The sequence below is a fragment of the Nocardia sp. NPDC102475 genome, from assembly GCF_055584605.1.
The window spans coordinates 504,713-522,850 of the sequence record NZ_JBVJLS010000002.1 but is presented as its reverse complement, the minus strand read 5'-3'; the positions used below and the strand labels follow the sequence as shown (position 1 = coordinate 522,850).

At 66.1% G+C, this 18,138-nt stretch carries 15 protein-coding genes; 12 read left to right on the top strand and 3 right to left on the bottom strand.

All coding sequences use genetic code 11. From position 1 onward, the window contains the following. Window positions 1-45: 45 nt before the first annotated feature. The 7 genes from ACZ60G_RS05600 (at window position 46) to ACZ60G_RS05570 (ending at window position 12,319) form a co-directional block, all read left to right on the top strand. Window positions 46-2,085, top strand: coding sequence for a bifunctional copper resistance protein CopD/cytochrome c oxidase assembly protein (locus ACZ60G_RS05600; protein ID WP_465807564.1), 2,040 nt, complete (start codon window positions 46-48; stop codon window positions 2,083-2,085). 20 nt (window positions 2,086-2,105) lie between these two features. Further along, the gene (locus tag ACZ60G_RS05595; protein WP_465807562.1) at window positions 2,106-3,074 is read left to right on the top strand and encodes a threonine/serine dehydratase; all 969 of its coding nucleotides are present in this window, start codon (window positions 2,106-2,108) and stop codon (window positions 3,072-3,074) included. Window positions 3,075-3,231: 157 nt separating this feature from the next. Then, a complete protein-coding gene (locus ACZ60G_RS05590) occupies window positions 3,232-3,759 on the top strand; it encodes a single-stranded DNA-binding protein (protein ID WP_465807560.1) in 528 nt (175 codons plus the stop codon). Window positions 3,760-3,836: 77 nt separating this feature from the next. Continuing rightward, complete coding sequence (gene ettA, locus ACZ60G_RS05585) at window positions 3,837-5,513, top strand: energy-dependent translational throttle protein EttA (protein ID WP_465807558.1); 1,677 nt, start codon at window positions 3,837-3,839, stop codon at window positions 5,511-5,513. Window positions 5,514-6,121: 608 nt separating this feature from the next. Next, window positions 6,122-11,059, top strand: a complete 4,938-nt coding sequence (locus tag ACZ60G_RS05580) for an NAD-glutamate dehydrogenase (RefSeq protein ID WP_465807556.1) — start codon at window positions 6,122-6,124, stop codon at window positions 11,057-11,059. Next, the gene (locus ACZ60G_RS05575) at window positions 11,056-11,523 is read left to right on the top strand and encodes an acyl-CoA thioesterase (protein ID WP_465807554.1); all 468 of its coding nucleotides are present in this window, start codon (window positions 11,056-11,058) and stop codon (window positions 11,521-11,523) included. Before ACZ60G_RS05580 ends, ACZ60G_RS05575 begins: the two co-directional genes overlap by 4 nt. Window positions 11,524-11,653: 130 nt before the next feature. Next, complete coding sequence (locus ACZ60G_RS05570) at window positions 11,654-12,319, top strand: DUF8185 domain-containing protein (RefSeq protein WP_465807552.1); 666 nt, start codon at window positions 11,654-11,656, stop codon at window positions 12,317-12,319. A 163-nt stretch (window positions 12,320-12,482) separates the two neighbouring features. Here ACZ60G_RS05570 and ACZ60G_RS05565 read toward each other — a convergent pair whose 3' ends face one another. Together ACZ60G_RS05565 and ACZ60G_RS05560 are read right to left on the bottom strand one after the other, a co-directional pair. Further along, a complete protein-coding gene (locus ACZ60G_RS05565; protein ID WP_387291209.1) occupies window positions 12,483-12,803 on the bottom strand; it encodes an AzlD domain-containing protein in 321 nt (106 codons plus the stop codon). Then, a complete protein-coding gene (locus ACZ60G_RS05560; RefSeq protein ID WP_465807550.1) occupies window positions 12,800-13,495 on the bottom strand; it encodes an AzlC family ABC transporter permease in 696 nt (231 codons plus the stop codon). The genes ACZ60G_RS05565 and ACZ60G_RS05560 overlap by 4 nt, the downstream gene beginning before the upstream one ends. A gap of 79 nt (window positions 13,496-13,574) precedes the next feature. Between ACZ60G_RS05560 and ACZ60G_RS05555 the strand changes: the two genes are divergently transcribed. Continuing rightward, window positions 13,575-14,135 carry a helix-turn-helix domain-containing protein gene (locus tag ACZ60G_RS05555; protein ID WP_465807548.1) on the top strand — a complete coding sequence of 187 codons (561 nt, stop codon included), beginning with the start codon at window positions 13,575-13,577 and terminating at the stop codon, window positions 14,133-14,135. 132 nt (window positions 14,136-14,267) lie between these two features. Here the strand turns inward: ACZ60G_RS05555 and ACZ60G_RS05550 are convergent, their stop codons facing one another. Then, window positions 14,268-14,975, bottom strand: a complete 708-nt coding sequence (locus ACZ60G_RS05550) for an HNH endonuclease (RefSeq protein ID WP_465807636.1) — start codon at window positions 14,973-14,975, stop codon at window positions 14,268-14,270. Window positions 14,976-15,164: 189 nt separating this feature from the next. Here ACZ60G_RS05550 and ACZ60G_RS05545 point away from each other — a divergent pair, with 189 nt between their 5' ends. From ACZ60G_RS05545 to ACZ60G_RS05530, 4 genes are all read left to right on the top strand, one after another. Further along, complete coding sequence (locus ACZ60G_RS05545; RefSeq protein WP_465807635.1) at window positions 15,165-15,569, top strand: globin; 405 nt, start codon at window positions 15,165-15,167, stop codon at window positions 15,567-15,569. 134 nt (window positions 15,570-15,703) lie between these two features. Beyond that, complete coding sequence (locus ACZ60G_RS05540; protein WP_465807546.1) at window positions 15,704-17,308, top strand: glycoside hydrolase family 13 protein; 1,605 nt, start codon at window positions 15,704-15,706, stop codon at window positions 17,306-17,308. A 61-nt stretch (window positions 17,309-17,369) separates the two neighbouring features. Further along, a complete protein-coding gene (gene ctaJ / locus ACZ60G_RS05535; protein ID WP_465807544.1) occupies window positions 17,370-17,645 on the top strand; it encodes an aa3-type cytochrome oxidase subunit CtaJ in 276 nt (91 codons plus the stop codon). Further along, on the top strand, window positions 17,632-18,096 hold the full coding sequence (locus ACZ60G_RS05530; RefSeq protein WP_465807542.1) for a DUF5130 domain-containing protein: 465 nt from the start codon (window positions 17,632-17,634) through the stop codon (window positions 18,094-18,096). The genes ctaJ and ACZ60G_RS05530 overlap by 14 nt, the downstream gene beginning before the upstream one ends. Window positions 18,097-18,138 lie beyond the last annotated feature (42 nt).

The following is an 18,138-nucleotide window of genomic DNA, read 5'->3' as shown; positions in this document are numbered from 1 at the left end:
AAACCCCGCCGGGCCACGCATTAAGGGCCGACTACGCTCAGTGCCATGTCGTCACCGCAGGACCCGTCCGTCGCACCCGAGCTCGAAACGGGTAAGCCGGGCTCCGGGGCGACCTTCGCGACATTGATGGTGCTGGCCGGTGCCATCGCCGCGGTGGTCGCCGCGATGATCGTCGGACTGTCGGCGGCGCAGGCGCTGAGTCTGCTCGGCATTCCGGATCCGGGACCGCTGACCACCTATGGCCTGCCGGCCGTGCGCGCACTCGCCGATCTGTCCGCGGCGCTGACCGTCGGCTCGCTGCTGCTCGCCGCATTCCTGGTGCCGCCGCAGGCCGATGGGCTGCTCGATGTCGGCGGATATCGGGCGGTGCGGCGCGCCTCGAACTTCGCGTTGACGTGGGCGTGTTGTGCGGCGCTGCTCATACCGCTGACGGTGTCGGACACCACCGGGCAGCCGGTCGGGCAGATCTGGCGGCCGGCACAGCTGTGGCACGCGATCGACCAAGTGGAGCTGGCCCAGGCGTGGCGCACGACGGTGGTGTTGGCGCTGATGGTCGCGGTGGGTTGCCGACTCGCACTGCGTTGGGGATGGGCCCCGGTGCTGTTCGGCGGCGCGATCCTGACCATGATGCCGCTGGCGCTGACCGGGCATTCCTCCGCGGGCGGCGCGCACGATTTAGCCACGAACAGTCTGATCCTGCACCTGGTTTCGGCCGCGGTATGGGTCGGCGGATTGTTCGCGGTGCTCGCGCATGCGCTGCGCGGCGGCGAACACACCGATGTCGCGGCCAAGCGGTTCTCGCTCACCGCCACCATCGCCTTCGTTGTGATCGGCGTCAGCGGTGTGATCAATTCCTGGGTGCGCGTGCCGTGGAGCGATCTGTTCACCACCACCTATGGCCGACTCGTGATCGCCAAGGCCTGCGCCCTAGCAGTGCTCGGCGTATTCGGATATCTGCAGCGCCGCGCCAGCCTCCCCGCGCTCGCGGCGAATCCGCGTAACCGCGCCGCGCTCATCCGATTCGGTGGGCTGGAGGTGCTGATCTTCGCGGCCACGATGGGTCTGGCCGTCGGGTTGGGGCGCACGCCGCCACCGCCGCCGACCAGCGTGCCGACACCGGCCGAGGTGGAACTCGGCTACACCCTCGACGGTCCGCCGACGGCCTCGCGAATACTGTTCGACTGGCGCTTCGATTTGATCTTCGGCACGCTGGCCATCGTGCTTGCCGTGCTGTACCTGCTGGGGGTGCGACGGTTGCGCGCGCGGGGCGATGCCTGGCCGGTCGGGCGGACCATCGCCTGGTTGTCGGCCTGCGCAATCCTGCTTTTCGCCACCTCGTCGGGGGTCGGGCGGTACTCGCCCGCGGTCTTCAGCGTGCACATGGGACAGCACATGGCGCTATCGATGCTTGCGCCGATTCTGTTCGCGCTCGGCGGTGCGGTCACCCTGGCGCTGCGGGCGTTGCCCGCGGCGGGGCGCGGCGGCGTTCCCGGGCCGCGGGAGTGGATTCTGGCGGCGGTGCACAATCCGGTCTCGCGTTTTCTGACCCATCCGATCGTCGCGTCGGTGATCTTCGTCGGCGGGTTCTACGCCCTGTACATGGGTGGCATCTACGACTCGTTCGTCGACTCCCATGCGGCGCATCTGATGATGAATCTGCATTTCCTGCTCAGCGGCTATCTGTTCTATTGGGTGGTCATCGGCATCGACCCCAAGCCGCGCCAGGTGGAGCCGCTGACCAAGCTGGGCATGGTGTTCGGGTCCCTGCCCTTCCACGCATTCTTCGGCATCGCGTTGATGAGCATGACCACCGTGATGGGCGGGTGGTTCTTCCGCAGTCTTGCCCTCGGCTGGAACAGTGACCTGCTCGGTGATCAGCGCACTGGCGGTAGCCTGGCGTGGGCCAGCGGTGAGGTGCCGTTGGTCGTGGTGATGTTGGCGCTGCTCATCCAGTGGTCGCGCAGCGATGCGAAACTCGCGAAACGGACCGACCGGGCCGCCGATCGCGACCACGACGCGGAGCTGGCCGCCCACAATGCCATGTTCGCCGAACTGGCCAAGCGTGATCGAGGAATACGTCATTGAGCTCCCATCGAGGTGCCAGCGTGAGTGAGCGGAGTACCGCGGTGGTCGAGAACAGGCACGCCCGACGGGTATATCGATCCGATGTGCGAGCGGCCCGCAGACGGCTGGCCGGCCAGGTGCGCAAGACGCCGGTATTCCATACCTCGATCATCGGACCGAACGGGCCGGTTCCGGTCACGCTGAAACTCGAGTACCTGCAGCACGGTGGGACATTCAAGGTGCGCGGCAGCTTCAACGCGCTGCTGGAGTCGTCCGCTCAGGTCGACCACGTGGTCATCGCCTCCGGTGGGAACGCCGGGATCGCGGCCGCGCTGGCCGCGGCTCGTCTCAGCAAGACGTGCACGGTGGTGGTTCCGGAGTCGGCGCCGCATACCAAGGTAGCCGCGATGTGGTCATACGGCGCCGAAGTGCTGTGGCACGGAACGACTTACGCGGAGGCCTACAAGTACGCGACCGAGCTCGCCGAAGAGCGGGGGGCGTTGCAGCTGCACGCCTACGACCTGCCTGCCGTGGTCGCCGGGGCGGGTGTCGTCGGGCTGGAGTTGGAGGAGCAGGTGCGCGGGCGGCCGCCGGTGCTGGTCGCGGTCGGTGGCGGCGGGTTGGTCGCCGGGATCGCCGCGGCGTTGGGGCGGCGCCAGCAGGTGGTCGGGGTCGAACCGGAGGGCATTCCGACACTGAACGCCGCGCTGCAGGCGGACCGTCCGGTGGATGTGAATGTCCGCGGCATCGCGGCGGATTCCTTGGGTGCCAATCGAATCGGGGATATCGCGCTGGATGTCGCGCGACGCTATGAAGTCCGGTCGCTGCTGGTGACCGATGACGCCATCTCGACCGCTCGGGAATATCTGTGGCGCGAGTTCCGGGTCGTGGTCGAGCTTGCCGGGGCAACGGCGTTGGCCGCCGTGCAGAGCGGTGCGTATGTGCCTGCCGAGGGGGAGCGACCGGTGGTCGTGCTGTGTGGCGCCAATACCGATCTGGCGGTGCTTTAGTCCGCTCGGGGATTTTGAAGCGTCGACTGTTCACATGTGGCGAGGTTGTCCACATTCGGGAATCGGGTCGGCCGGAGGGGGCGCGGAGCCGTCAGGCTGAAAGGGCATCTCGGTGAGGGACCCGGGAGCCGGACGGATCGAAATGTAAAGGGGCGGAATGATGTATGAATCGATGGTTACCGTGATCGGGACCGTGGTGACCCATCCGGTCAAGCGCGATCTGACCAATGGCGAGCAGGTGGTGAGCTTCCGGATGGCGAGTAATTCCCGGCGGTTCAATCCGGAGACGGGTGAATGGGTCGACAGCGGGACCCTCTACCTCACCGTCAGCTGCTGGCGTCGTCTGGTGGTCGGTGTCGACGCGTCATTGCGGCGCGGCGATCCGGTCATCGCCTACGGTCAGCTGCGCACCCACGAGTACCGGGCCAGGGATGGCGTGGAGCGGCGCGATGTCGAGATGCGCGCCACCTCGATCGGGCCGGACCTGTCCCGCTGCACCGCACAGGTGGTTCGGCGCGCGGTTTCGGGCGCGGCGTCGGGACCCAGTACCCTGGCACGGAATAGTTGTGACCGATCCAGCGCTGATGACCGTGCACGCGTCGATGGGGAGGGACCGGGGGAGGACGCGACGTCCCTGACTTCCGCACCGCCCCGGCTCGCGGATACCGAGCCCGCCGACGCTTGACCGCAGGCCGGATACCCCCGGCGACAGTGGTGGCTCTGCTGCATTCCATCCATACCCACACCGATAGGCTTCCCTGTATGGCTGAGTTCATCTACCAAATGAAGAAGGTTCGCAAGGCGCACGGCGACAAGGTCGTGCTCGACGATGTCACCTTGAACTTTCTTCCCGGCGCGAAGATCGGCGTCGTCGGCCCCAATGGCGCGGGTAAATCCAGCGTGCTGAAGATCATGGCCGGACTGGACCAGCCGAACAACGGAGACGCCTTCATTTCGCCGGGTGCCACGGTGGGCATCCTGCAGCAGGAGCCGCCGCTGAACGAGGAGAAGACGGTTCGCGGCAATGTCGAGGAGGGCCTCGGCGAGGTCAAGGTGAAGCTGGATCGCTTCAACGAGATCGCCGAACTCATGGCCACCGACTACTCCGATGAGCTCATGGACGAAATGGGCAAGCTGCAGGAGTACCTCGATCACGCCGATGCCTGGGATGTCGACTCCCAGCTCGAGCAGGCCATGGACGCGCTGCGCTGCCCGCCGCCGGACGAGCCGGTCACCAACCTCTCCGGTGGTGAGCGCCGCCGCGTCGCACTGTGCAAGCTGCTGCTCAGCAAGCCCGACCTGCTGCTGCTCGACGAACCGACCAACCACCTCGACGCCGAGAGCGTGCTGTGGCTCGAACAGCACCTGGCCTCCTACCAGGGCGCCGTCCTCGCCGTCACACACGACCGGTACTTCCTCGACAATGTCGCCGAGTGGATCCTCGAACTCGACCGCGGCCGCGCCTACCCCTACGAGGGCAACTACTCCACCTACCTGGAGAAGAAGGCCCAGCGTCTCGAGGTCCAGGGCAAGAAGGATCAGAAGCTGCAGAAGCGGCTCAAGGAGGAGCTGGCCTGGGTGCGTTCCGGCGCCAAGGCCCGCCAGGCCAAGAACAAGGCCCGCCTCGGCCGGTACGAGGAGATGGCTGCCGAGGCCGAGAAGCACAGGAAGTTGGACTTCGAGGAGATCCAGATCCCGGCGGGTCCGCGCCTGGGCAGTGTGGTCGTCGAGGTCGCGCATCTGGACAAGGGCTTCGGCGATCGTCAGCTCATCAAGGATCTGTCGTTCACCTTGCCGCGCAACGGCATTGTCGGTGTCATCGGCCCGAACGGTGTTGGTAAGACCACGCTGTTCAAGACGATCGTCGGGCTCGAGTCGCCCGACAGCGGTGAGGTGAAGGTCGGCGAGACCGTCAAGCTGAGCTACGTCGACCAGAACCGCGCTGGCATCGACCCGAAGAAGAATGTCTGGCAGGTCGTTTCCGACGGGCTGGACTTCATCGAGGTCGGCAACCAGGAGATGCCCTCGCGCGCCTACGTCAGCGCGTTCGGCTTCAAGGGTCCGGATCAGCAGAAGCCGGCCGGGGTGCTCTCCGGTGGTGAGCGCAACCGCCTGAACCTGGCGCTGACCCTCAAGCAGGGCGGCAACCTGATCCTGCTCGACGAGCCGACCAACGACCTCGACGTGGAAACGCTGGGTTCGCTGGAGAACGCGCTCGAGCAGTTCCCGGGCTGCGCTGTGGTCATCTCCCACGACCGCTGGTTCCTCGACCGCACCTGCACCCACATCCTGGCGTGGGAGGGTGACACCGACAACGAGGCGAAGTGGTTCTGGTTCGAGGGCAACTTCGAGGCATACGAGGCCAATAAGATCGAGCGCCTCGGCCCGGAGGCGGCCCGCCCGCACCGGGTGACGCACCGCAAGCTCACCCGCGACTGAGTCCGGCGTCCGGCGGGGCGGTTGCCGTGTGCACTGCCCCGCCGGGCGAGCCGAACGGGGGCTCAGTCGAGCCGCCACACCATGTTTCAGCGGGATCGATTCGGCCGACGCGTCCGGTTCGGATGCTGTCGCGGAGATAGCAGGCGCAGTCCGGGCAATCCGCGATCCCCATTGCCGAACACCCTTCGGTGCCGAGTCGCCGGACTGGGTTGCGGACCAGTGCCGAGGCGATCAAATCTGTGCATGACGATGTCGAACGGTCGTTCTGCCGAAGGAATTGCGGCGAACACGCACCGCGCGGTGTCTTCATCGAAGGAAATACAGTCGACACACGCCCTTCCAAAGATCTGACTATGGTGGGGAACGTGCATGCGCAGGCGCAGTCCGGGCATTGGGTCGCTACCACCGCGATTGCGTCTACCTGACGTTGCCGGTCCGATCGGGAGCTGTGCCGGGACCATCGACCTCGGCTATCAAGCGGCGAACGTTGCGGTATCGGTGAACACCCTGCATTTAGAAGGGAATTCACCCACGCGTCAGCACGGCACAGCTACTCTCGGACCGGCGTCACTTTGTTGCGGAACCGAATCCGAGGAGTTGGCGAAAAAATGACGGTCTCGTCCGAATTGTCCAGTGCGGCGTGGGCCGCGAGTTTGCCGCAGTCGCTGCGTGGCGAACTCGCAACCCTCGAGGAGGCGTATTTCCGCCACGTCGACGCGGGCGATGTGGACTGTGCGATCACCGGGATCACTCAGATCTTCCGGCGGCATATGGAACTCGCGATGACCCGCCCCGCCGGGCGGGCGCTGGTGCGGGTCTACCACCCCGACGACGGCTCCGGCCTCGGCGCCGCGGTGCAATTGGTCACCGACGATATGTCGCTGCTAGTGGAGTCGATCACCTCCTCGCTGAGCCGGATGGGCGTCAGCGTGAGCGAGGTGATCCACCCGATCTTCGAGGTGACGCGCGATCCGGACGGACGGCTGATCAGCGCCGCGCCACACGAGGTCGACAGCAACGGCACCGATGGCCTGCGCGAATCGTGGATGCATCTGCAACTGCACCCGTCGACCAGTGCGGCCCTGTTGGGCCGGATCGAGCAGTCGATACCGGACGTCGTCGCGGATGTGCGTCAGGTCATCGGTGACACCGAGGCCATCAAACAGGTGCAGAGCAATCTGGCCGATGAACTGGAGGTCGCGGCGAAATCCGGCCACGCGCCGTTCTCCGATACCGATCTCGTCGATACCGCGAATCTGTTGCGCTGGTTGGCCAGTGGCAATTTCACCGTGCTCGGCTATGCCCGCTACCGGCTCAGCGCCGATCAGGAACAGACGATCTCGAACCCGCTGCCCGGCACCTGCCTCGGCGTGCTGCGCCCGGATATCGGCACCGACTTCCATGTGCCGATCAACGCCGGCGACCGCCAGCTGCTCATGCTGACCCAAGGCTTAGTGCCCGCCACCGTGCACCGCTCGGTGTATCCGTACTTCATCGGCGTCGCCGACTTCGACGAGTCCGGCACCATCGTCGGCGAGCACCTGTTCATCGGTGTCTTCACCGTGACCGCGGTACATGAGAACGTCATGGATATCCCGGTGATCGCGCGCCGGGTGCGTTCGGTGATCGAGGAGAGCGGCTTCGATCTGGATTCGTTCTCCGGACAGGCCATGCTCGAGGTCATCCAGTCGTTCCCGCGCACCGAGCTGTTCTCCTCCGATGTCGAGACCATGCGTCGCACCGCGACCGCGGTGCTGAATGTCGGTCTGCGCCGGCAGGTTCGGCTGTTCCTGCGCTCGGACGGCTACGGCCGGTTCGTCGCGTGCCTGGTCTATCTGCCCCGGGATCGCTACACCACGCGGGTGCGGCTGGAGATGCAGGAAATCCTGGTGCGCGAACTTGGCGGTGTCTCCATCGACTACTCCGCGCGGGTCAGCGAAAGCGAGCTGGCCAGTGTGTATTTCACGGTGCGCATGCCGGAGTCCGAGCTCGGGGTGCCGCGCGAATCGGTTGCCCAGGCCGACACGTCCGAGGCCAATCGGCTGCGCATCCAGAACCTGCTCGCCGAGGCGACGCACACCTGGGACGACCGCCTCAACGATGCGGTGAGCACCTCGACCGTGCTGGATCCCGGCGTGGTGCAGCGCTACGCCGAGGCATTTCCGGAGGCGTACAAACAGGATTTCGCCGCCGAGCGCGCACTGGCCGATGTGGTCCGGCTGGAGGGCCTCGCGTCGGGTTCCATCGACCAATACCTGTATCGCCGTGCGGATTCGGTGCCGGGTTCCTGGCGGTTCACGCTCTATATCGGCGGCAGCGGCATCTCGCTGAGTCAGGTGCTGCCGGTGCTGCAGAGCCTCGGTGTCGAGGTGGTCGACGAGCGGCCGTATCAGATTCTCTTGGATCCGGCACTCGGTGATGACGGCGGGGAACGCTGGATCTATGACTTCGGTTTGCTGGCCAGGCCGGAATTGCTGCGCAGTTCACTGGACCGGGATCTGGACGCGGAACTGTTGGAGTCTTCGGCGAGAGCCGAAGCGCTGGAATCGGAGGAGCGTGGGCTGCACGACCGGTTCACCGAGGCCTTCGAAGCGGTCTGGTTCGGACGTGGCGAAGCCGACGGGCTCAATGAACTCGTGTTGCGCGCCCGGCTGACGTGGCGGACCGCATCGATCCTGCGGATGTACGCGAAGTACCTCCAGCAGGCGGACTTCCCGTACAGCCAGGCGAATATCACCAGGGTGCTGCTCGCCTACCCGGATATCGCGCGGCTGTTCGTCGATCTGTTCGCGGCGCGGTTCGATCCGGATATCGAATCGGCCGAGCACGCCGCCGAACTGGAGACCCGGGTCCGCGGCCGCATCGATGAGGTTGTCAGCTTGGACGCCGACCGGATCCTGCGTGCGATCCTGTCGCTGGTCAAGGCGACGCTGCGGACGAACTACTACGTAACCGATGCCCAGGGCAATTCGCGCGGATACATCTCGGTGAAGGTGGAACCGCGCGAGATCGCCGAATTGCCCAAGCCGCGACCGCAATTCGAGATCTTCGTGTACTCACCTCGGGTCGAGGGTGTGCATCTGCGGTTCGGTCCGGTGGCGCGTGGCGGGTTGCGCTGGTCGGACCGTCTGGAGGATTTCCGCACCGAGATCCTGGGCCTGGTGAAGGCGCAGGCGGTGAAGAACGCGGTCATCGTGCCGGTGGGTGCCAAGGGCGGATTCGTGGTGAAACAGCCGCCCGCCGCCACCGGTGATCCGACCGCGGATCGGCAGGCGCTCGGCGCGGAGGGCGTCGAATGCTATCGGACCTTCATCTCCGGTCTGCTCGATGTCACCGATAACGTCGACCGTGCGACCGGTGCGGTACTGCCGCCCGAGCGGGTCATCCGCCGCGACGGCGATGACACCTACCTGGTGGTGGCCGCCGATAAGGGGACCGCGACGTTCTCCGATATCGCCAATGATGTGGCCCAGCGCTACGGCTTCTGGCTCGGTGACGCATTCGCCTCGGGTGGTTCGGCGGGTTACGACCACAAGGCGATGGGCATCACTGCCAAGGGTGCGTGGGAGAGTGTGAAGCGCCACTTCCAGGAGATGGATATCGACACGCAGACAACCGATTTCACCGTGGTCGGGGTCGGCGATATGAGCGGCGATGTCTTCGGCAACGGCATGCTGTTGTCCGAGCACATCCGGTTGGTCGCGGCCTTCGACCACCGGCACATCTTCCTGGACCCGGAGCCCGTTGCCGATACCTCGTTCCGGGAGCGGCAGCGGATGTTCGCACTGCCGCGCTCGTCCTGGGCCGATTACGACACCTCGCTGATCAGCACCGGCGGTGGCGTCTGGGATCGCACCGTGAAGTCGGTGCCGATCAGCCCGCAGGCTCGCAAGGCGTTGGGGCTGGCCGATGATGTGGTCGCGCTGTCGCCGCCGGAACTGGTGCGGGCGATTCTGCTCGCGCCGGTTCAGCTGCTGTGGAACGGTGGCATCGGCACCTACATCAAGGCGAGTACCGAGACCAATGCCGAGGTCGGCGACAAGTCCAATGACGCGGTGCGCGTCAATGGAAATAAGCTGCGGGTCAAGGTGATCGGCGAGGGCGGCAATCTCGGTGCGACCGCGCTCGGCCGGATCGAGTTCTGCCGCAACGGCGGCAAGATGAACACCGACGCACTGGACAACTCGGCCGGTGTCGACTGCTCCGACCACGAGGTCAATATCAAGGTGCTGCTCGACGGCGTGGTCAGCGCGGGTGTACTGCCCGAGGCCGAACGCAATCCGCTGCTCGCCTCGATGACCGATGAGGTCGCTCAGATGGTGTTGCAGGACAACGTCTCTCAGAATTTCCTGATGGGCATCTCCCGGGCCGAGGCGGCCGGGATGCTGAATGTGCACCAGCGGCTCATCGAAGATCTGGAGGCGCGTCGCGGGGTGGATCGGGAGCTGGAGGCGCTGCCCTCGGAGGTAGAGATCAAGCGCAGGCTCGAAGAGGGCACTGGTCTCGCGTCGCCGGAATTGTCCAATCTCATGGCGCACGTGAAGCTTTCGCTCAAGGCCGATCTGCTGGAAACCGATCTGCCGGATATCGCGTATTTCGCCACCCGGCTGCCGGAGTACTTCCCGACACCGCTGCGCGAGCGTTTCGGCACCGCCATCAAGCGGCACCGACTGCGTCGCGAGATCACCACCACCATGGTGGTGAACGAGATGGTCGACTACGGCGGCATCTCCTATGCCCATCGGCTGAACGAGGAGATCGGCGCGAGCTCGTCCGACGCCGTGCGCGCATTCGCGGCGGCCAGCGAGATCTTCGATCTGCACGATATGTGGGCGCGGATCCGGGCCACCGATGCCGCGGTGTCGGTGCGCGACGAACTCGAACTGGAGACCAAGCGCACGCTGGACCGCGCCTCGCGCTGGTTGCTCAGCAACCGTCCGCAGCCGATCGCGGTCGGCGCGGAGATCAACCGGTACAGCCGGGGCGTGCGGGAACTGGCGCCGAAGGTGCCCGGCTGGCTGCGCGGACATCACGTCTCGACGTTGACCGATCAGTCCGCCGAAGTGATCGCCCGCGGCGCGCCGACCGACCTCGCCACCGAGGTCTTCGGGCTGCTGAATCTGTTCCCGCTGCTCGATGTGTTGGATATCGCAGATATCACCGATCGCAGTGGTGAGGAGGTCGGCTCGCTGTACTACGCGCTCAACGATCACCTCAAGATCGATTGGCTGTTGCAGGCGGTCAGCCACCTGGAACGCGGCGATCGCTGGCATGCGCTGGCCCGGCTCGCACTGCGCGACGATATGTACGGATCGCTGCGCTCACTGACTCTCGACGTGCTCTCCGGGGGCGACCCGGAGGAGACAGCGGACGAGAAGATTGCATACTGGGAGTCGAAAAACCAGTCCCGGCTCGGGCGCGCTCGGGCCGCGCTGTCGGAGTTGTTCGAGTCCGGAACCCACGATCTCGCCACGCTGTCGGTTGCAGCGCGGCAAGTGCGAAGCATGGTGAGCGGGGTGGGCGCTCAATCGGAGGTACCGCGTTGACCAGTTCGTTAAACGGTAGTGGGAGCGCGCTCGGTGGCAGCCTGGTGCTGCCCAAGCGCTTCCACGCCAAGGTAGACGTCAGGTGGTCGGACATGGACGTGTTCCAGCACGTCAACCATGCCCGCATGGTGACCCTGCTGGAGGAGGCGCGGATTCCGTGGCTGTTCGAGGACGGACGCCCGACCGCGCCGTTGCGCGAGGGCTGCGTGCTGGCGGACCTTCGGGTCCGCTACCGCGGCCAGCTGCGGCACGAGGACACCCCGCTCGATATCGCCATGTGGATCGAGCAGCTGCGTGCGGTCGACTTCACCATCGGTTACGAGGTCCGGGCCAATGGCGCGGCCCCGGACTCGCCGGCCGCGGTGATCGCCTCCACCCAGATCGCGGCCTTCGATATGCGCACGCAACGCCTGCGTCGGCTCACCGATGGCGAACGTGATTACCTCTCCGAGTGGAAAGACTGACAGCGGCGCGAATCGACTCGGCGGGAGTTGGTGGCCGATCCGGGAGTGTTCGGCTCGATCGCGGGCAGTGGTGGAATGGTCGTGTGGTGATGGCTGAATCCAGTTGCGGCGCACAGATGGTGACGCGCTGATGTCGGGGCAGCGGGTGCTCGATGTTTCCGATCCGGCCGAGCGTGAGAACCTGGCGACGTTTCTGACCCGGGCGACGCGTTTGGACCCCGCGGCGGTGGTGCGTATGCGCCGCCGGGGGGAACGGTACATATCCGCATGGGTGGCAACGGGTTTCGAGGCGCTCGCGGTGCGCACCGTGGTCGCCGAGCTCGGTGTCGACGATGTCACCGTCGGCGCCGATCTGGTGCTGGCCGGTTTGCCGTCCGGCAGTCCGATCGATCTCGGCTACGCGATGGATTCGGCCTGGCGCGGGGCGCTGCCGCCGGATGTCGGTTTCGAACATGTCGACGATGTGCCCGCGCGCACCCTCGTCGAACTCGCCGAGCAGGGTGCGGCACTGGCCAAGGAGCACGGCAGCAGTCACGGTCCGCCCGCATCCCTGCTGGACCAGACCGTGCTCACGGTATCCGCCGAAGAGGCTCGGGTGCAGGTTCCGATGCGCGTCGTATTCGCCCTCACCGCAATGGATTTCATTCCGCACTCAGGTGATAAGGCCGACTCGCGCCACATCCCACCCGCCGAGATCGTCCGCGTGCGCGCCACCAGAACTTGGTTGCGCCTCGATGCGCGCTACGGCTCGGTAGCCCGCCGCCGCGGTGGCGGCATCCCGCTCACTCCCAGCTAGGCTCCCGCACAGTTGTTGCCGCAAATGCTGACCGGGCCGCTCGATCGGTCCGCTGTTCCCTCGAGCGGCCCGTGGTCGGCGCGGGTGTCGAAGCGCCACAGCCGCTGGTCGACGAGCTCCGGCTCAGCGGCGGATCTCGCCGCACTCTTCTTCAACCCCCGAGTCAGGAAACCCCGAACAGGCGCAGGGCGGCGGTAGTGGCTGCGGCGGCCAGGATCACCACGAGCATGGGCTGGTTGCGCCAGGCTAGGAGGCCGCCGACGAGAACGCCTGCGGGAAGGGCGAATCCGAGATGGCCGGAGCCCGTGGGCAGGGTGGTGATGGCGACCATCGCGGCCAACAGCACGACCGCGCCGATCTCCAGGAGCTTCGTCGCCCGCTCCGGGAAGCGGATGCGATTGCGCAGAGCGGGACCCGACGAACGGAACGCGTAGGTTCCGGCGGACAAAGCGCCCATGGCCGCCAGCAAGACCGGTGTGCTCATATCTGTGCCACGCCCGGCTCTTCGCCGTCCCGCTTCGAGATGGCGAAGAACAATCCCGAAAGCGCAACCAGCACAGGCATTCCCGCGGGCAGCAACGGTGCGCTCGCCACGGCGGCGATGGCACCGATCAGTGCGGCGCGCAAGGTGCCGCGTGCCCGGAGTGCGGGCATGATCAGCGACAACAGCACCGCAGGGAACACCGCGTCCAACCCGATCGCACCGGTATCGGGCACCACGGTCCCGATCAGCGCACCGATCGCCGCACCACCCGGCCATGCGATGAGCACGCCCAACCCGCTCACCCAATACGCGGCCCGCCGTCGCGCCACATCGGGCTGGGCCAGTGCCAGCGCGACGGATTCGTCGTTCATCACATGCACGCCGATGCGCCGCCGCCATCCGGTGCCGACCACATCGGGCACCGACAGCCCGTACGGCACATGCCGGGCATTGACCAGGAGTCCGGCCAGCACCGCCGCGATCGGGCTGCCACCGGCGGCCATGATCCCGATGAACAGGAACTCCGCACCGCCCGCGAGCACCACGACCCCGAGCACAATCGGTACCCAGAGCGGAAATCCGGAGGTGACGGCGGTCGCACCGTAGGAAACGCCGATCAGCCCGACCGCGAGCAGTACCGCCGCGATCCCGGAGAGCGTGTCCCGCTCGAGTGTTCGCCATATCGAACGCATGTAGCTTATAGTGAACATGGCGGGACGATTCGTCAATATGGTTCTCTGTTGGGCGGTCGGTTACTTGACGGGAGCGGAAATGGAGCAGAGTCCGACGACGCCACAGGCGGTGATCGCCGCTGCCCTGCGCCGCGAACGCACCCGCGCCGGGCTATCGCTCACCGAGGTCGCCAACCGCGCGGGTGTGGCGAAATCCACACTGTCCCAACTGGAATCCGGCACCGGCAATCCGAGCCTGGAGACCTTGTGGGCGCTGTGCGTCGCCCTGGATATGCCCTTCTCGCGGCTGCTCGACCCGCCGCGGCCCACCGTTCACGTCATCCGTGTGGGGGAGGGGCCGGTGGTCGCCGCCGCCGAGTCCGAGTACCGCGCAACGCTGCTGGCGGCCGGTCCGGCCAACTCCCGCCGCGATCTGTTCCGCATCACGTCCGAACCCGGGCATGCGCGCAAATCGGAGCCGCATATCCCGGGCGTGGTCGAGCATGTGCTCCTCGCCAGTGGACGCGCGCTCGTCGGCCCGATCGACGCACCCGTCGAGCTGGCGCCCGGCGACTACATCGCCTATCCGGGCGACGCACCGCACGTCTTCGAGGCCCTCGAAGCCGACACCTGGGCCACGCTGGTCGTCGAATACACGTGATCCTCCGACGACTTCGGACCGCGCTGCATCTCGCCCAAGCCGATGCGCGAGTCCGTCGGGGCGTGCCTGCCCGTGAGCGTCAGATGCTGCGCTGTCCGCCGAGATCATGCACGATCACCTGTGCCTGCGAGCTCAGGCGGCGCCCTCGCCCAAATACTGCAACCACACCGGATCCAGATCGGCGGTCGTGGACAACAGCCGCCAATGCGGCCCCTTCGGCGAAACCAGTGGCGAACGCAACGTCCACCCCAGCTCGCTGAGCAGCTTGTCGGCCTTGCGATGGTTGCACGGCGCGCAACTGGCGACGCAATTCTCCCAGGAATGTTCACCGCCGCGGCTGCGCGGGATGACATGGTCGATGGTCTCCGCCTTCCCGCCGCAATAGCCGCAGCGGTAGCGGTCGCGATGCATGAGGGCGGCACGGGTCATCGGGACGCGCGCGCGATAGGGCACGTGCACATAGCTGCGCAGCCGAATGACGGAGGGAATCGTGACGGCGGATTCGGCGGAATGCACCACCGAACCCTCGGGGCCGTGGTGGACGGTGTCGGCTTTATCGCAGATGAGGAGTACGACGGCGCGGCGCGCAGACAGTGCGGTGAGCGGCTCGTAGGTGGCATTCAGAAGCAGCACCCGGCGCTTCAACCAGCTGGCGGCATCGTTCTGGACGGGAGTGAGGTGTGGAATGTGGTGAGCAGGCTCACCGGTGCGATGGGCACCCGGATGGTGGTCGGACAAGATGTGCAGCGGAGTAGCCCCCGACCCACGATTGTGGACGTCGGCGGGCTGGAGTTGTCGGTGCGTCCTGGCCTCATGTGATCGGCCGTGCCGCTGCTTCATGGTGACCCCGGTTTCTTCGTAATCAAGATCATGTGGTATCTCGGCAGAGACTGCCACCCAGTTGACCATGGAACGCCTCCTATTGCACGGTGATTTCGCACAATGTCGGATGAACTGTGGTTGAAGGGCCGCCCGTTCGTAACGCGGGCACAATGGACGGCGGCACATTGCCCCGATCGAGAGGACCTGATGAGTTCCGGCGAGCAGACAGCCACGTCGTTCTACGAGGCGATCGGTGGGGCGGAGACGTTCCAGCGGATCGTCGCGGCGTTCTATCGCGAGGTGGCGACCGATGAGGTGCTGCGCCCGCTGTATCCGGAGCAGGACCTCGGACCCGCCGAGCGCCGCCTGCGTATGTTCCTGGAGCAGTACTGGGGCGGGCCGCGCACCTACTCCGACGAACGTGGGCACCCGCGGCTGCGGATGCGGCATATGCCGTTCGAAATCGGCCCGGTGGAGCGCGACGCGTGGCTGCGCTGCATGCGCATCGGCGTGGCGGAAATCGAACCGGAAATACTGGACGATGAACATCGCAAGGCATTGCTCGACTATTTGGAGATGGCGGCAAATTCGCTGATGAATGCGGCTTGGTGAGATCGTTTCGTCGAGTTCCCGGGTCAGCGCCGGGGTTTCGGCTCGGGTTATGCAACGCTGACAATTTGCCGGATGTCGCAGAACACAGTTGAGCCTGGGCGAATTTACCGAAAATCTTTGGCACTATTGCGGATGTGACTGATACACCTGCCGTGCCGGCGTCGGTGGATAGCACCGCCCAACCTTGGTGGCGGTCGGCCGTGTTCTACCAGGTCTACCCGAGATCCTTCGCGGACTCCGACGGTGACGGGATCGGCGATCTCGGTGGAGTTCGCGAGAAGCTCGGCTACCTCGAACTACTCGGGGTGGACGCGCTCTGGATCTGTCCGGTGATGCGATCGCCGATGGCCGACGGCGGCTACGACGTCGCCGATCCGCGAGATATCGACACGCTGTTCGGCGGTATGGCGGCGATGGACGAGTTGATCGCCGAGGCGCACGACCGCAATCTCAGGGTCACCATGGACCTGGTGCCGAACCACACCAGTGATCAACATCCGTGGTTCGCCGCGGCACTGGCCGCCGCGCCCGGCAGCCATGAACGCGAGCGCTACATCTTCCGCGACGGCCGCGGACCCGACGGCGCCACGCCGCCGAACAACTGGCCGAGCATCTTCGGCGGACCCGCCTGGACCCGGATCAACGAGGCCGACGGCACCCCCGGCCAGTGGTACCTGCACATCTTCGCGCGCGAGCAACCCGATCTGAACTGGCAGAATCCCGAGGTCGCCGCCGATTTCGAGCAGACGCTGCGGTTCTGGCTCGACCGCGGCGTCGACGGCTTCCGCCTCGATGTCGCGCACGGCATGGCCAAACCGGATGGACTGCCCGATATGGCGCGCGTCGATACCAAGATGCTCGTGCACGACGACAGCGATCCACGCTTCAACAATCCCAATGTGCACGAGATCCACCGCCGCATCCGCAAGGTGCTCGACGAGTATCCGAACGCGGTCTCCATCGGCGAGATATGGGTCGACGACAACACCCGGTTCGGCGAGTACGTCCGGCCGGACGAACTGCATCTGGCCTTCAATTTCCGTCTAGCCGAGACCGAATTCGCCGCCGATCCGGTGCGGGCCGCCATCGACAACTCACTCGCGGCCGTCGCGCCGGTGGGCGCCTCGCCGACCTGGACCCTGTCCAACCACGACATCGAGCGCGAGGTCACCCGCTACGGCGGCGGTCCGGTCGGGGTGGCGCGGGCGCGCGCGATGATCATGGTGGAGTTGGCGCTGCCCGGTGCTGTCTTCATCTACAACGGCGCCGAACTCGGGCTGCCGAATGTGGACGATCTGCCCGAGGCGGTGCTGCAGGATCCGGTCTGGGAACGCTCCGGACATACCGAGCGCGGACGCGACGGCTGCCGGGTGCCGATTCCGTGGGAGGGCGCGACGCCGCCGTTCGGCTTCACCACGGCCGAGCAGTCCTGGCTGCCGATACCGCCGGAATGGGCGTCGTCGTCGGTCGAGGCGCAGTTGGAGGCGCTTGGCTCCACGCTGTCGTTGTACCGCTTGGCGATCGAATTACGCGGTGTCCGACCGGAATTCGCGGGCCCGCGGATCGAGTGGTACGGCAGTCCGTCGGGTTGCCTGGCCTTCCGGCGACCGGGTGGACTGGTCTGCGTGCTGAACGCATCCCCGGTGCCGATCTCCCTGCCGCCGGGCGATGTACTGCTCGTCAGCGCCCCACCGGTGAACGGACAGTTGCCCGCAAATGCCGCCGCCTGGCTGGTATGACCGGACAACACGAGTTCGACCAGAGCGCGAACTACTACAGAGGATCGTCTACCTTTGTTCCGTGAGCATTCTCGAGACAGTGCTGATCTTCCTCGGCATCCCGCTGGTGATCTACGGCGCGATCGCCGGATTGTCGTTTCTCGGCAAGCCACTGCCCGGCGAGAAGCCGGTCCACTTCGATCTCGGTCAGAAGTGGACCCAGCCTCCCGTGCTGTGGAGTGCTACCGACGAGGTGACCGGATCGAGTCACCACGCTGAGTCGTCGCATGGGCACCATGCGGCAATCGAATCCACCGACGTGGAGCTGATCGGAGGCCGGGCAAGTGGCAAGTTCTAATTGGCCCGCGGTAGTCGAATCCGAACTGCCGCACGGTTCGGTGGTCACCAGCAGCGGCCGCGTCTCGGGTGTGCACGAGGCCGGCGCGGTGTTCAAGGAAGCCCCGTTCAGCGATGAAGAGCGGCTCACCATCGACAACGTGCTCACCGAGGCGACCCGCGCGACCAAGGTGCGCTTCAACATCTACATCGGCGATCTCGGTGCGGATCCGGCCGCCGGTGCGGACGCGGTCTTCCCCGCGACCCCCGAGGCCGCGCGTTCGGTGCTCATCGCGGTTTCGCCCAATGACAAGGCCATCGAGGTGCGCTCCGGCCACGAGGTCGCCGATCGCGCCAATGACCGCGTCTGCCAGCTCGGCGTCACCGCCGCACTGAGTTCGTTCCGGCAGGGCCAGCTCATCGACGGCCTGGTCTCCGCGGTTCGCGTGATGGCCGCCGCCATCGGTCGCTGATCGTTCCACATCCGGCGCGTTCACCTCGGTTGAGGTGAACGC